The organism is Lachnospiraceae bacterium KGMB03038 (genome assembly GCA_007361935.1).
Taxonomy (GTDB): Bacteria; Bacillota; Clostridia; order Lachnospirales; family Lachnospiraceae; genus Massilistercora.
This window is the reverse complement of record CP041667.1, coordinates 2,317,533-2,332,038: the sequence shown is the minus strand read 5'-3', so window position 1 is coordinate 2,332,038 and position 14,506 is coordinate 2,317,533. Positions and strand designations below refer to the sequence as shown.

Below are 14,506 nucleotides of genomic sequence, written 5' to 3'. Positions count from 1 at the left end.
TACCGAAAAGCTTCCCCCGCCTTTGTGGGGGATTTTTTTGCCTGGGATTTTATGGGAAACATTTATCTTAACAAAAAATTAGCACGGCATATGGTATAATAAAAAGTTGAGGAGCATATAGTCTGGAGGGAAATCATGCGGAAACGAAGCGTGTGGAATATACTGATAACGATAGGGATTCTTGGGCTTACAACAATAATCTGCTTTTATCTGCAGCAGTCCGTTGGGACAGAGGCCCATGCGGCGCTGATGTTCGTGCTGGCAGTCCTGCTGATCTCACGGTTCACAGATGGATATCGGTACGGAATCTTTTCAGCAATGGCGGCAGTGATCGCGGTAAATTATATTTTCACCTATCCTTATTTTGCGCTTAATTTTACCATTACAGGCTATCCTTTGACTTTCTTTGTAATGCTGGCGGTGGCCATCAGTGTCAGCGCTTTGACAACACAGATCAAAAACCAGGAGCAGCTTCGGCTGGAAACGGAGAAGGAAAAAATGCGGGCGAATCTTCTGAGGGCAGTGTCTCATGATATCCGGACGCCCTTGACATCAATCGCCGGTTCTGCGGCGGCAATCTTGGAGAATAAAGATGTGCTCTCTCAGGATAAGGTCATGGAACTGGTGGCAAATATAAAGGAAGAAGCCCAGTGGCTGGTGCGTATGGTGGAAAACCTTTTGTCTATTACCAGGATGAACGCGGAAAATGCCAGGATCGATAAGCAGGAAGAAGTAGTAGAAGAGGTGATCAGCGCGGCGGTGACAAAATTCCAGAAACGGTTCCCCGGAATCAAGATCAACGCCCATATCCCGGAAGAGGTTCTTTTGGTCCCAATGGACGCTACATTGATCGAGCAGGTTCTGGTCAATCTTTTGGAAAACTCCGCGGTCCATGGGAGGACCACTTCACAGATAGATATCCGCGTCAGTCTGGCGGAAGGGAAAGCGGTTTTCTGTGTGGAGGATGATGGAGAGGGGATCGAAGAGAAGATCCTTCCGGTGATTTTCGACGGCAATCTGGGAGCCAGAGGCGAGGCTTCCGATAACAAAAGAGATATGGGGATCGGTCTTTCTGTCTGCAAAAGTATCATCAAAGCGCATAGAGGAAATATGAGGGCGGAAAACCGGGAAGGCGCAGGGGCCAGAATGGTGTTTTGCCTCCCTATGGAAATGGAGGAGTAAGATGGAGATTAGGGATAGAGTCCTGATAGTAGAGGACGATAAAAATATTCGCAGTTTTCTTCAGACGGTTCTGGAAGCAAATAATTATGAAGTCCTGCTGGCACAGAACGGGCTTAGCGCCTACAGTCTGATCACATCTCAGTGCCCGGATATCGTGATCTTAGACCTGGGGCTGCCGGATATGGACGGTATTAAAATCTTAGAAAATGTAAGAGAATGGTCCCAGATGCCGATCATCGTAGTATCGGCCAGGACCCATGAGAAGGATAAGGTGTCGGCTTTGGACAAAGGAGCTGACGATTATATCACAAAGCCTTTTGGGACGTCAGAGCTTCTCGCCAGGGTCCGTACGGCGATTCGTCACGCAAGGGGATCAGGAACGGGGCAGAACGGCGGCCAGAGCATGTCTTTTCTTTCCGGCCGTCTGGTGATCGACCACGACAAACACCGGGTATTTGTAGACGGAACAGATGCGGGATTGACCCAGAATGAGTTTAAACTGGTAAGCCTTCTTGGAAAATACGCGGGAAAAGTATTGACCTATGATTATATGATGAAAGAGATCTGGGGGCCGAATATGAAGAATGACAACCGGATCCTTCGGGTCAATATGGCCAATATACGCAGAAAGATCGAGAAAAATCCTGCTCAGCCGGAGTTCATATTTACAGAGATCGGGGTGGGGTACCGTTTTGTGGAAGCGGATGTACAGGCAAAAGAAAAGAAATAAGGCATGGCCTTATTTCTTCTTTTTTTCAGAAGACTCCGGGTCAGGAAGTTCATCGATCAGTTTTTCGATCAAAAGTTTTTTAACATAGACGTCAAAGCTGAGATTGCAGATAAAGGAAAAGAAGCGCAGATATTCCTGCTCATCCTGGGGACGGTCTCCAAACGTCTCTTCAGCACTTTGGTAAGCTCTGGCCACATCTTTTGCAAGGCCGTCGATCCGGGACTTTTCCAGCTGGCAGATTTCCTCATAGATTTCCGTCATGTTGAACGATTCGTTATTAAAGTAATTCTCCGTGATAGGAGTCAGCATTGCCTCAATATCCTTGATCGAGAGGATGTTTTTAAAATAGTAGATAAAGATCATTACGAGCACGTGTTCCCTGGAATACTTCTTTTTAACAGGAGGAGGGAGCAGATTATTCTTGGCATAATTATTGATCATGGTCTTAGTAAGGATCTTGTCATCTTCATAGCGTTTGGTCGAGCGGAGCTGCTCATTCATAAAGGTAGTGACCTGATCCATATAAAGATCAATATTGGGGATACTCTCTGGCTTTACATAGTCGATCCGCGCAATGCTGGAAAGGATGCTGTTCAGCATGTCTTTTGTATTTATTGTCATAACTTCACCTCAGTAAATCTATTATATAGTTTTTAAAACTATATGACAAGGATTTTTTCAGATATACTGTGCGCCGAGAAAAATATTGACAAAAATAGAAGAGATGGTAGAATATGTTCTACAGACGAAGGTTCGTTATCAAATTATTTGGTAACGAACAATTTTTTACGAAGGATTTCAGGAGAGGAGGATATGGATGATCCGCGTATTATTAAGAGAAGTAAAACAATATAAAGGCGCATCCATCGCAACGCCCCTTTTCATGGTCCTGGAAGTACTGATGGAGATGGCGATCCCGTTCCTGATGGCTTCGATCATTGATCAGGGAGTAAATGAGGGAGATATTGGACATATTTACCGGGTTGGAGCGGTGATGATCGCGGCGGCGCTGATCGGTCTTCTGGCCGGTGTCGGGGGCGGGCGTTTTGGCGCGAAGGCATCTGCTGGACTGGCCAGAAACCTAAGGGAGGCTATGTTCAATAATATACAAACATTTTCGTTTTCAAATATCGATAAATATAGTACGGCGGGCCTGGTGACCCGGCTGACTACAGACGTGACGAACGTACAGAACGCGTATCAGATGACGCTGCGGATGTTCACCAGGGCTCCGGCAAGCCTGGTGTGCGCTATGTTGATGGCCTTTGCTATCAATGCGAGATTGGCGGTGATCTATCTGATCGCAGTGATCGTGCTGGGAATCCTGCTGTTTCTGATCATGAGCCATGCCACCCGGTATTTCCAGCAGGCGTTCCCCAAGTATGACGATCTGAATGCTTCTGTACAGGAGAATGTGTCGGCGATCCGAGTAGTCAAGGCGTATGTGAGAGAAGAACAGGAGACCAGTAAGTTTAAGCGGGCAAGCGGCAATCTATGCAGGATATTCACCAAGGCCGAGTGCAATTTGGTCTATAACGCGCCTCTTATGCAGATCACTGTCTATAGCTGTATTCTCCTGATCAGCTGGCTGGGAGCTAAGATGATCGTATCGTCCCAGCTGACGGAAGGGGAATTAATGAGTCTTCTTGCTTATTGTATGAATATCCTGATGAGCCTGATGATGCTCTCCATGGTATTCGTGATGGTCTCTATGAGTATGGCCAGCGTCCGGCGTATTTCTGAAGTGTTAAGGGAGACCAGCGATCTTCAGAATCCGGAGCGCCCGGTGATGGATGTGCCTGATGGCAGCATTGAATTCCGGCATGTGGATTTTGCGTACCGCAGGGACAGTGAAGAGCCTGTGCTCAAAGATATTGACCTTACGATCCGTTCTGGAGAGACGATCGGGATCATCGGAGGCACTGGAAGCGCCAAGACCAGTCTGGTAAACCTGGTCAGCCGTCTTTATGATGTGACAAAAGGAGAAGTGCTGGTAGGCGGAAGGAATGTGAAAGAATATGATATGGAAGTCCTGCGAAACCAGGTGTCGGTTGTGCTTCAGAACAATGTTTTGTTCTCAGGCTCAATCCTGGAGAATCTGAGATGGGGGAATAAAGAGGCTTCCGAAGAGGAATGCCGACAGGCATGCCGGCTTGCCTGCGCGGATGAATTTATCCAGCGGATGCCGGCAGGATACCAGACTCATATAGAACAGGGAGGAACCAATGTATCCGGGGGCCAGAAGCAGCGGCTCTGCATCGCGAGGGCGCTTCTTAAAAAGCCTAAGATCCTGATCCTGGACGACAGCACCAGCGCTGTAGATACGGCAACAGACGCCAAAATCCGCAAATCGTTCCGGGAAGCGATCCCAGATACTACAAAACTGATCATTGCCCAGAGAATCTCCAGCGTCCAGGACGCAGACCGGATCATCGTGATGGAAGACGGCTGTGTCAACGGATTTGGAACTCATGAGGAATTATTGGAAACCAATGAGATATACCGCGAAGTCTATGAGTCTCAGACCCAGGGCGGCGGGGATTTTGACGAAAAGGCAGGTGAATAAGAGATGCCAGGACCGATGAAAAGAGCGCCAAGAGGCGTGAAAAGCCAGGTGGAGCATCCGGGACGTTTATTTGCCCGGGTAATGAAGTATGTATTTAAAGATTACGGGATTCACTGCGCGGCAGTAGTAGTCTTAATCTTAGTCGGAGTGCTTGCCAATGTGCAGGGAACCATGTTTATGCGGGATTTGATCGATGTGTACATTACTCCATTCCTGATGAGCGACACCCCTGATTTCGCACCGCTGGCCCAGGCCATCCTGCGGGTGGCGGCCTTTTACGGAGTGGGGATCATCTCGACCTATACCTATAACCGCCTGATGGTGACAGTGACCCAGGGAACACTGAGGGATATGAGAGACGATCTGTTCAGCCATATGCAGAAACTGCCGATCAAATATTTCGATACCCATGCCCATGGCGATATCATGTCGGTGTATACAAACGACATTGATACGCTGCGCCAGATGATCAGCCAGAGTATGCCCCAGCTTCTGAACAGCGCGATCACGATCGTCAGCGTCTTGGTAAGCATGGTGATTCTAAGCATACCTTTGACGATCGTGACGCTTTTGATGGTAGGGATCATGGTGTTCAGTTCTAAGATCATGGCGGGAAAAAGCGGCAGATATTTTTTGGAGCAGCAGGTCAACCTGGGAACGGTAAACGGATATATCGAGGAAATGATGAGCGGCCAGAAGGTGGTCAAAGTCTTCTGTCACGAGGAAGAAAATATAGAGCGGTTTCGAGAATTGAATGACAAACTGTATGTCAGCGCAGACAAGGCTAATACCTATGCCAATCTGCTGGGGCCGATCAACGCCCAGCTTGGCAATGTAAGTTATGTGGTCTGCGCCATCGCAGGCGGAGTCCTGGCTCTTGGAAATGTGGGAGGATTTACGCTGGGAGGCCTTGCCAGTTTCCTGACCTTCAACCGGAATTTCAGTATGCCCATCAACCAGATCAGTATGCAGCTAAATGCGGTGATCATGGCAATGGCCGGAGCGGAGCGGATTTTCCGGCTTCTGGATGAGGAAGAGGAAAAAGATGAAGGTTACGTGACGTTAGTCAATATAAAAGAAGAAAATGGCGTGATAGAGGAGACCAAAGAACGGACCGGACGGTGGGCCTGGAAGCATATCCATCGGGCAGACGGAAGCGTGGACTATGTGGAAGTCAAAGGAGACGTGGTCTTCAACGGAGTAGACTTTGGCTATACAGATGAGAAGATCGTACTTCACGACATCAAGCTCTATGCTACGCCGGGACAAAAGATCGCTTTTGTAGGATCTACGGGAGCAGGCAAGACGACGATCACAAATCTGATCAACCGATTTTACGATATCCAGGACGGAAAGATCCGGTATGACGGGATCAATATCAATAAGATCAAGAAAGCGGATCTGAGACGTTCCCTGGGGATTGTGCTTCAGGACACCCATCTGTTTACAGGAACGGTAAAAGACAATATCCGTTTTGGGAAGCTGGATGCTTCCGATGAGGAGATCGTGGCGGCGGCCAAATTAGCAAACGCGGATGGCTTCATCCGGCGTCTGCCAAATGGCTACGATACGATGATCACCGGAGACGGGGCAAACTTAAGCCAAGGCCAGAGACAGCTTCTGGCTATTGCCAGAGCCGCGGTGGCGGACCCGCCGGTGCTGATCCTGGATGAAGCTACCAGTTCTATCGACACCCGGACAGAGCGGATCGTCCAGGAGGGTATGGATAAACTGATGCATGGAAGGACAACGTTTGTGATCGCTCACCGACTGTCTACCGTACGCAATTCGGACTGTATCATGGTATTGGAGCAGGGGCGGATCATCGAACGCGGAACTCATGATCAGCTGATCGAGGAAAAAGGACGGTATTATCAGCTGTATACAGGAAATCTTGCGCTGCAGTAGAGCTGGATTTGCTTGCATACCTTCCCCAAACCTCTTATAATGGAACCAGACTTTGGAAATGGAGATTGGATTTATGAAATCAGTAGTTTTATGCTATAATCTCAAGGGCACGGCTAAGGGAAAGAAGATAGGGATGATCTTTGGATTCTTAGGATTCAAGGTCCGCGCCGTGGACAAGGAGCAGTATCTGTGGCCCATCGGAGCGCTGACAGGCATGGAAGAGCCGGAACTGGAACCGGAAGTTTACGATGGAGATGGATTCCCGGAAGAAATGCTGGTGATCCAGGCGGAAACAGAAGACATGCTGGACAAGGCGATCTTTTTGATGCAGAAGGATCGGGTGCAGGTTGGGCTGAAAGCGGTAGTGACGGCTTCCAATCAAAAATGGACATCTCTGGCGCTCCATGATGAGATCAAGAAAGAGCATGAGATCATGAAGAGGCGGGAAGCGGAAAGGAAAGGATAGATTTGAGTATATACGATACATTGAACGACAGACAAAAAGAAGCGGTGCTCCATACGGAAGGACCGCTTCTGATTCTTGCGGGGGCGGGATCTGGCAAAACCCGTGTTCTGACTCACAGGATCGCGTATTTGATCGAAGAAAAAGGAGTCAATCCCTGGAATATCCTTGCTATTACATTTACAAACAAGGCGGCGGGAGAAATGCGGGAAAGGGTGGATCGGCTGGTAGGCTTTGGCTCAGAAAGTATCTGGGTGAGCACCTTTCATTCTATGTGCGTGCGGATCCTGCGCAGACACATTGAACTGCTGGGATATGACACGAATTTTACCATTTACGATACGGATGACCAGAAAACATTGATGAAGGACGTGTGCCGCCTGCTGAATGTGGACACAAAGATTTTCCGGGAGCGGACGCTTTTGTCGTCCATCTCTAAAGCCAAAAATGAACTGATCACGCCGGAAGAGTTCCAGCTCCAGGCAGGGGGAGATTTTGGCCTGAAGAAAGTAGCTGAAATCTACACAGAGTATGAGAAACAGATGCGGGCCAATAACGCCCTTGACTTTGATGATCTGTTGCTGAAGACGGTCCAGTTATTCCAGACCCATAAGGAGGTACTGGACTATTATCAGGAGCGGTTCCGCTATATCATGGTAGATGAGTACCAAGACACCAATACCGTGCAGTTTGAGCTGGTCCGCCTTCTTGCGTCCAAGTACCGGAATCTGTGCGTGGTGGGAGACGACGACCAGTCGATCTATAAATTCCGGGGCGCTAATATCAAGAATATCCTGAATTTTGAGCAGTTTTTCCAAGACGCCGCAGTCATTAAGCTGGAACAGAATTACCGTTCCACGGAAACCATCCTTAATGCGGCAAATGGAGTGATCAGCCACAACAAAGGCCGGAAAGAAAAGACGCTGTGGACGGAAAACGGAAAAGGCGAGGCGATCCAGTTCCGGCAGTTTGATACGGCCTATGATGAAGCGGAATATATTGTGGACGATATCCGGCGGCAGGTAGAACAAGGAGAAGGCGCTTATCAGGATTACGCGATCCTCTATCGGACCAACGCTCAGTCCCGGATGTTTGAAGAAAAGTTTGTAACAGCCAATATCCCATATAAGATCGTAGGCGGCGTCAACTTTTATGCCCGGCGTGAGATCAAAGACCTGCTGGCTTACTTAAAGACAATCGATAATGGGAAGGACGATCTGGCGGTCCGCCGGATTATTAACGTCCCTAAACGGGGCATCGGACTGACTTCCATCAATCGAGTGCAGGAATATGCGGCCCGGCGTGAGATCGGATTCTATGATGCGCTGCTGGGAGCGGACCTGATCCCGGATATCGGCCGGGGATTATCCAAACTGGAGTCTTTTGCGGCGCTGATGGAACGGTTTAAGCGGGATGCGGCAGAGATGACCATCTCAGATCTTCTGCAGGAGATCCTGGATGAGACAGGATATATCGAAAGCCTTCAGGCAGAAGGGGAGGAAGAAGCGGAAGCCAGGATTGAAAATATTGACGAACTGCGAAATAAGATCGCGGCCTACGAAGAAGCCTGCCAGGAACAGGACGAGCCGGCTTCTTTAAGCGGATTCTTAGAGGAAGTAGCCCTGGTGGCAGATATCGACGATCTGGATGAAAACAGCGACTATGTAGTGCTGATGACGCTGCACAGCGCCAAAGGGCTTGAATTCCCCCATGTGTATCTAGCTGGAATGGAGGACGGATTGTTCCCCAGCTATATGACTATCACTTCTGACGATCCGGAAGAGGTGGAGGAAGAGCGGCGGCTGTGCTACGTGGGAATCACCAGAGCACAGGAAAAGCTGACGCTGACCTGTGCCAGAAGAAGAATGGTCCGGGGAGAGACCCAGTATAATAAAATGTCCCGGTTTTTAAAAGAGATTCCTTTAGAATTACTTTCCACCGGCGCTGTATTTAAGAGAGAAGAGACAGAAGAGAAGGAAAAGCCTAGATTTCAAAGCGCTTATCAGCAAGCCAGACAGGCCTTTCATACAAAGGCGTTTGCCGGAGTGAAGCAAGGGAAACAATTCGGCAGCCCGGCTGGACATCTGGACTATCAAGAAGGAGACCGGGTGCGCCATGTAAAATTTGGCGACGGTACGGTGACGGCAATCGTTGAAGGCGGCAGAGACTACGAAGTGACGGTGGATTTTGACGGGCCGGGCACGAAGAAAATGTTTGCGGCTTTTGCAAAACTGGTAAAAATTTGATAAGAAATATATAGTAATCTGAAAATTTTAGTGATATAATAAAAACAATAATTGAACTTGCGGCAGCAGGAGAAAGGATGTGGGAGCATGAGTAAAGTAGAGGATATTATTGCGGCAACAAAATTAAGTGAGTTAGTAAATAAAAAGGACGAAGACAAACAGAGCAAAACGGTTCTTTGGATACTTGCTATCGTAGGCGCGGTGGCAGCCATCGCGGCGATCGCCTATGCGGTATATTGTTTCTTTACCCCCGATTATCTGGAGGACTTTGAGGAAGACTTTGAGGATGATTTTGATGACGATTTCTTCAATGATGAAGATCAGGTGTAAGAAGGGCCATCCATAATTGCATAAGGAAAAGAAAGCAGGTTAGAAGCCTATCTGGTGAAAACGGGCGTCTTGCCTGCTTTTTATCTGAGACGAAGAAATATAAAGATTGGTGGAAAGGTAAAGGAGATCATAAAATGGACGGACAATATTACGCGCTGCTGATCGATGCGGACAATGTTTCCGCAAAGTATATCAAGCCGATACTGACAGAGCTTTCTAAATATGGAAATATCACATACAAAAGGATCTATGGGGACTGGACCAGCACCCAGCATTCCAGCTGGAAGGACGAGCTTTTGAAGAATTCGATCATGCCTATCCAGCAATTCAGCTATACCCAGGGGAAGAACGCTACGGATTCCGCGATGATCATCGATGCAATGGATATTCTGTATACCAATGCTATCGACGGCTTCTGCATTGTGTCCAGCGACAGTGATTTTACAAGACTTGTGAGCAGGCTGCGGGAGAGCGGCAAGACGGTCATTGGCATGGGGGAGAATAAAACGCCGGAGCCATTTCGGAAAGCCTGCGACAAATTTACCATTCTTGAAAACCTGCTGAATGAACAGGAGCCTGGAACGGAACAGGAGTCTCATGACGCGCTGAGCAAAGAGAAGATCGAGGACGCGGTGATCAAGATGATCATTGAGAATCAGGACAGCAACCGCATTACCGGGCTTGGAGAAGTGGGAAGCCGTCTGGTCAGCCTGTATCCGGATTTCGACGTCCGCAGTTACGGCTACAATATGCTGTCTAAGTTCCTGGAAGAATTTTCCCGGATCCAGATGGTGAAAAAAGGAAACATCGTATCCGTGATCCTGAAAGAAGACGAGGGACGGAAAGCGGATATTGACCGGTATGTGCGCAGAATGGTGAAAGACGCAGGCAGGAGCGGAATCGAGCTGAGTACGCTGGGAAACCGGGTTTATGAGAAATATAAGGATTTTAAGATCAATGATTATGGTTATTCTCAGTTTAACCAATATGTCAAAAGTCTTCCCAATATCCGGGTGGAAAAAGACGGCACCATCCTAAACGCCGTTTACCGGGAATAATCTAAATTCACGGGAGAAGGCCGGTCGCGCAATCCTGCAAAAGCAGGACGGCAAAACCGCTGACGGCCAAACGAATCGAAGGACAAAAACAGAACGGAAAGGCAAAAGGAAGTATGAAAAAAGGGCAGATATATGAAGGAATCATCGAAACTGTAGAGTTCCCAAATAAAGGAAAGATCTATCTTCCGGGCGAAGAAAAGCCTGTGATCGTAAAAAATGGGATTCCGGGACAGAAAGTCCGGTTCTCGGTCAATAAGATCCGGGGAGGAAGAGCAGAAGGGAGGATCCTTGAGATCCTGGAATCCTCTCCTAAGGAGATCCCTTCGCCCTGCCCTCATTTTGGCCTGTGCGGAGGCTGTACCTACCAGACGCTGCCTTATGAAGATCAGCTTCAGATGAAGGAGACGCAGTTAAAAGCAATGATGGATGAGGCGGCAGATACCGAGTATCTCTGGGAAGGGATCAAAGAAAGTCCCAGAAGACAGGAATACCGCAATAAGATGGAGTTTTCCTTTGGGGATGAGTATAAAGACGGCCCGCTGGCGCTGGGGATGCACAAGCGGGGCAGTTTCCATGATATTGTAAATGTGCCGGACTGCCAGATCGTGGATGAAGATTACCGGAAGATCTTATCCTGTACGCTGGAGTACGCCAGAAGTACAGGGCTTCCCTACTACCATAGGATGCGGCACGAAGGGTTTTTCCGCCATCTTTTGGTGCGGAAAGCGGTCCGCACCGGAGAGATCTTGATCGACCAGGTAACGACCACGCAGAGTTGCTCCTCAAAATCGGCAGCAAATGGGACTGACGGTTTTGACGGTCAAAGCTGGGTGGAAGCATTGCTGGCGCTGGATCTGGAAGGGAAGATCGCGGGAATCCTCCACACCAGGAACGACAGTGTGGCGGACGTGGTAAAGGACGAGGGAACGGAAATTCTCTATGGCCAGGATTATTTCTATGAAGAATTGCTGGGATTGAAATTCAAGATCACACCATTTTCCTTCTTCCAGACCAACTCCCTGGGAGCCGAGGTGCTGTACGAGACGGTACGGGAGTATGTGGGAGAGACGAAAGACAAAGTGATCTTCGATCTATACAGCGGAACTGGAACCATCGCCCAGATGCTGGCGCCGGTAGCGGCGAAAGTGGTGGGCGTGGAGATCGTGGAAGAGGCAGTGGAAGCGGCGAAAGAAAACGCTGGTCTGAATGGCCTTGAAAACTGCGATTTCTGGGCCGGAGACGTGCTGAAGGTGATCGATGAACTGGGAGAAAAACCAGATCTGATCGTCCTGGACCCGCCCAGAGACGGGGTGAATCCAAAGGCTTTGGATAAGATCATCCGGTTTGGGGTGGAACGGATCGTATATATCGCCTGTAAGCCGACCAGCCTGGCAAGGGATCTGGAGATGCTGCAGGGGAGAGGCTATCAGGTGGAGCGGATCGCGGGGGTAGATTTGTTTCCGGGGACGTATCATGTGGAGACGGTAGCGTTGCTTTCCCACAAAAACCTGACAGCACAATCAGCGTAAAAGTGGAGTTTGGCGAGGGAGAGGGCAAGTACCGCTTGATAATATGGCTTCAAGGTACATACTGCTTATATAGCGGAGGTAAAGAGAAGTTTGGGCTTGCCAATGTATGATGTCCCTAATACGGTAGAAGAATTGAAGCTGTTTACCGGCATTTATTTTATGCCGGACGTATTCGAGATTATAACCTCACGAAGAAGAAATGGGTGCTGAACGGAGCGACCGTGCTATATGGCAGTGCTACGGAATTGCGGGCAGCGCTTAACTATGATTTTTCAGAGGAGAAAACGTTTTCCTATAAGAATATCACGATGGATGAAATCATCCACCATCTTGCGGTATTCGTATCCAGATTGTGGCAGATCCATGTGTTTGGCGAGGGCAACACCAGAACGACAGCAGTGTTCTTCATCAAGTATTTTCGTACACTGGGCTTTGATGTGGCAAATGATATTTTCGCCGAGAACGCATGGTATTTTCGGAATTCATTGGTCAGGGCAAACTATAACGATCTGAAAAATGGCATTCACGAAACGACAGAGTACCTTGAATTGTTCCTTCGCAGTCTCCTTTTGAATGAAAGCAATCATCTTCATAACCGGACATTGCATATCAGCAATACTTTCAAAAAAGCAGAAAAAGTGAACATTGACTCGAAAAAAGCGAACATTGAAGCTGTTTTCACAGTAAAAACAGCTTCTCATATTCAGGTATTACAAGCGGCACTGGGATTGGAGTTGGCATTTGGAAGATCGGATGTTCAACGTGTGCTCGGCCTGAAACCGACAGAAGCTCTGCGCTGCTGCGCGAAATGGCAGAACATGGAATCATTGAGCCAGTGTCCGGACATGGAAAAGGCAAGTATCGATTCCGGCATTAAGAAAGTTGAAACGATGGAATTTCAGACTTGTTCTGTCGGACCGAAATCTTATTAGAAGAACGATAGACATTTACAAATAAACAGAAAGGAGAGAGAAAAATGGTTTTGGGAATCGGAGAAGCTCCATGCAAGGTTTGAGGATACTGCATGGAGCGATGAGGCTGAATTAAAGCCAAAATCCTCGGACTTTGCAATTTGATGGATCGAAAAAAAATCAAAGGAGCAAAGTCAAAATGAAAAATAGAATATACGAATTGAAAGATTTTTACATTCTGTGGAGCACACAAGGACTGTCGCAGCTTGGAAGTACGATGACAAATTTTGCGCTGACTCTTTGGCTTTATCAGGCTACTGGATCAGCGCTTCAGACGGCGCTTTTGTCTGTCTGTTCTTATACGCCGTATGTCCTGATGAGCATTTTCGCGGGGGCGTTCAGTGATAAGTGGGATAAAAAGAAAACGATGCTGGTATGTGACACACTGGCAGCCTGCTGTACGCTTTTGGTGTTCGGATTGCTGAAGGCGGGCCTGCTGTGTCCCTGGCATCTGTACCTGCTGAATGGAATCAACGGACTTATGAATACGGTGCAGAGTCCTGCCAGTGATGTGGCAGTGACCCTGATCACTCCTAGAAAATATTATCAGAAGACCAGCGGTCTAAGATCCTTTTCTAATTCTCTGATCACGATTCTTCATCCGATGCTGGCAACATCCTTCTATGCGTTTGGCGGTATGGATTTTGTGATCATCGTGGATTTGTGTACATTTTTCGCGGCTTTTCTGGCGCTGCTGTTTGGAGTGAAGATTCCAGAAGCAGACAGAAAATGTGAAGAGAAGGAAAGTCTGCTGGAGTCTGTGAAAGCAGGGCTGTATTATCTGAACGAAAACAGGTTGGTACTGGTGTTGATCTTATTTTTGGCAGGCGTGAATCTAGTGGCCTCAGCATTTGACGCGGTGCTTCCCGCATTTATCCTGCCAAGAGAAAATGGAGGAGAGAAGATCTTAGGGATTGTTACCTCCTTTGGCGGGATTGCCATGCTGGCAGGAAGTCTTCTGGTGTCTGTACTGCCCGCTCCAAAAGACAGGATCCGTCTCATTGTGGTTACAATGATGATATCCTTGACTACAGATAATTTCCTGATGTCATTGACAAGAACGCCGTTTACCTGGTGTGTTGGACAAATACTAGGATATACGCCGGTACCTTTCATGAATGCCAGTCTGGATGTGATCGTAAGATCTACGATTCCAATGGAAATGCAGGGCAGAGTATACGCTTGCCGGAATACCTTGCAGTTTTTCACGATTCCTATAGGATTCCTCCTGGGAGGGTGGATGGTAGATCAGATCTGTGAGCCGTTTATGGCAAGAGCAGGAGCAGATAGTATTGCTGCAATGTTGTTTGGACAGGGAAAAGGTTCCGGTGCGGCAATGATGATCTTCCTGCTTGGGTTGACTGGAATGACGGTGTGCCTGGTGTTCAGGAAGGTGTTGAAGAAGTACCGGTATCAAGAGCGGTAGAAGGAAGAATAGCTGGGAAAAGATAGAGTATTGCAGAAAATAGAAGGTGCGAATCGGAAGCAGGTGGTCTTAGCCTGCGGGATTCGCACCGGAAAAG

General features: G+C 48.2%; 11 protein-coding genes and 1 pseudogene. 11 read left to right on the top strand and 1 reads right to left on the bottom strand.

Going from position 1 to position 14,506, the window contains the following annotated elements; translation table 11 throughout:
• The first annotated feature begins 135 nt into the window (after window positions 1-135).
• Window positions 136-1,182, top strand: coding sequence for a DUF4118 domain-containing protein (locus FND36_11365; protein ID QDW74583.1), 1,047 nt, complete (start codon window positions 136-138; stop codon window positions 1,180-1,182).
• 1 nt (window position 1,183) lies between these two features.
• Window positions 1,184-1,912: a response regulator transcription factor gene (locus tag FND36_11360; protein QDW74582.1), complete on the top strand. Its 729-nt coding sequence runs from the start codon at window positions 1,184-1,186 to the stop codon at window positions 1,910-1,912.
• Window positions 1,913-1,921: 9 nt separating this feature from the next.
• Here FND36_11360 and FND36_11355 read toward each other — a convergent pair whose 3' ends face one another.
• Complete coding sequence (locus FND36_11355; protein QDW74581.1) at window positions 1,922-2,533, bottom strand: DUF1836 domain-containing protein; 612 nt, start codon at window positions 2,531-2,533, stop codon at window positions 1,922-1,924.
• A gap of 196 nt (window positions 2,534-2,729) precedes the next feature.
• Here FND36_11355 and FND36_11350 point away from each other — a divergent pair, with 196 nt between their 5' ends.
• The 9 genes and pseudogenes from FND36_11350 (at window position 2,730) to FND36_11310 (ending at window position 14,409) form a co-directional block, all read left to right on the top strand.
• The gene (locus FND36_11350) at window positions 2,730-4,478 is read left to right on the top strand and encodes an ABC transporter ATP-binding protein (protein ID QDW74580.1); all 1,749 of its coding nucleotides are present in this window, start codon (window positions 2,730-2,732) and stop codon (window positions 4,476-4,478) included.
• A gap of 3 nt (window positions 4,479-4,481) precedes the next feature.
• The gene (locus FND36_11345; protein QDW74579.1) at window positions 4,482-6,386 is read left to right on the top strand and encodes an ABC transporter ATP-binding protein; all 1,905 of its coding nucleotides are present in this window, start codon (window positions 4,482-4,484) and stop codon (window positions 6,384-6,386) included.
• A 73-nt stretch (window positions 6,387-6,459) separates the two neighbouring features.
• Window positions 6,460-6,852, top strand: a complete 393-nt coding sequence (locus tag FND36_11340; protein QDW74578.1) for a DUF3783 domain-containing protein — start codon at window positions 6,460-6,462, stop codon at window positions 6,850-6,852.
• A gap of 2 nt (window positions 6,853-6,854) precedes the next feature.
• Entirely contained in the window at window positions 6,855-9,095 is a 2,241-nt protein-coding gene (gene pcrA / locus FND36_11335) for a DNA helicase PcrA (GenBank protein QDW74577.1), read from the top strand.
• Window positions 9,096-9,182: 87 nt separating this feature from the next.
• On the top strand, window positions 9,183-9,425 hold the full coding sequence (locus FND36_11330) for a DUF4366 domain-containing protein (GenBank protein QDW74576.1): 243 nt from the start codon (window positions 9,183-9,185) through the stop codon (window positions 9,423-9,425).
• Between the two features lie 134 nt (window positions 9,426-9,559).
• Complete coding sequence (locus FND36_11325) at window positions 9,560-10,483, top strand: NYN domain-containing protein (GenBank protein ID QDW74575.1); 924 nt, start codon at window positions 9,560-9,562, stop codon at window positions 10,481-10,483.
• A 113-nt stretch (window positions 10,484-10,596) separates the two neighbouring features.
• Entirely contained in the window at window positions 10,597-12,012 is a 1,416-nt protein-coding gene (gene rlmD / locus FND36_11320; protein QDW74574.1) for a 23S rRNA (uracil(1939)-C(5))-methyltransferase RlmD, read from the top strand.
• A gap of 135 nt (window positions 12,013-12,147) precedes the next feature.
• Window positions 12,148-12,889 (top strand): annotated as a pseudogene (locus tag FND36_11315) (cell filamentation protein).
• Window positions 12,890-13,122: 233 nt separating this feature from the next.
• Window positions 13,123-14,409 carry an MFS transporter gene (locus tag FND36_11310; protein QDW74573.1) on the top strand — a complete coding sequence of 429 codons (1,287 nt, stop codon included), beginning with the start codon at window positions 13,123-13,125 and terminating at the stop codon, window positions 14,407-14,409.
• Window positions 14,410-14,506: the final 97 nt, after the last annotated feature.

What these genes read in the sequence shown, in the direction of transcription:
- FND36_11310 (QDW74573.1), top strand. Translation starts at nt 13,123, where the DNA reads ATGAAAAATAGAATATACGAATTGAAAGATTTTTACATTCTGTGGAGC.
- FND36_11355 (QDW74581.1), bottom strand. Translation starts at nt 2,533, where the DNA reads ATGACAATAAATACAAAAGACATGCTGAACAGCATCCTTTCCAGCATT.
- rlmD (QDW74574.1), top strand. Translation starts at nt 10,597, where the DNA reads ATGAAAAAAGGGCAGATATATGAAGGAATCATCGAAACTGTAGAGTTC.
- FND36_11350 (QDW74580.1), top strand. Translation starts at nt 2,730, where the DNA reads ATGATCCGCGTATTATTAAGAGAAGTAAAACAATATAAAGGCGCATCC.
- FND36_11365 (QDW74583.1), top strand. Translation starts at nt 136, where the DNA reads ATGCGGAAACGAAGCGTGTGGAATATACTGATAACGATAGGGATTCTT.
- FND36_11360 (QDW74582.1), top strand. Translation starts at nt 1,184, where the DNA reads ATGGAGATTAGGGATAGAGTCCTGATAGTAGAGGACGATAAAAATATT.
- FND36_11325 (QDW74575.1), top strand. Translation starts at nt 9,560, where the DNA reads ATGGACGGACAATATTACGCGCTGCTGATCGATGCGGACAATGTTTCC.
- FND36_11330 (QDW74576.1), top strand. Translation starts at nt 9,183, where the DNA reads ATGAGTAAAGTAGAGGATATTATTGCGGCAACAAAATTAAGTGAGTTA.
- FND36_11340 (QDW74578.1), top strand. Translation starts at nt 6,460, where the DNA reads ATGAAATCAGTAGTTTTATGCTATAATCTCAAGGGCACGGCTAAGGGA.
- FND36_11345 (QDW74579.1), top strand. Translation starts at nt 4,482, where the DNA reads ATGCCAGGACCGATGAAAAGAGCGCCAAGAGGCGTGAAAAGCCAGGTG.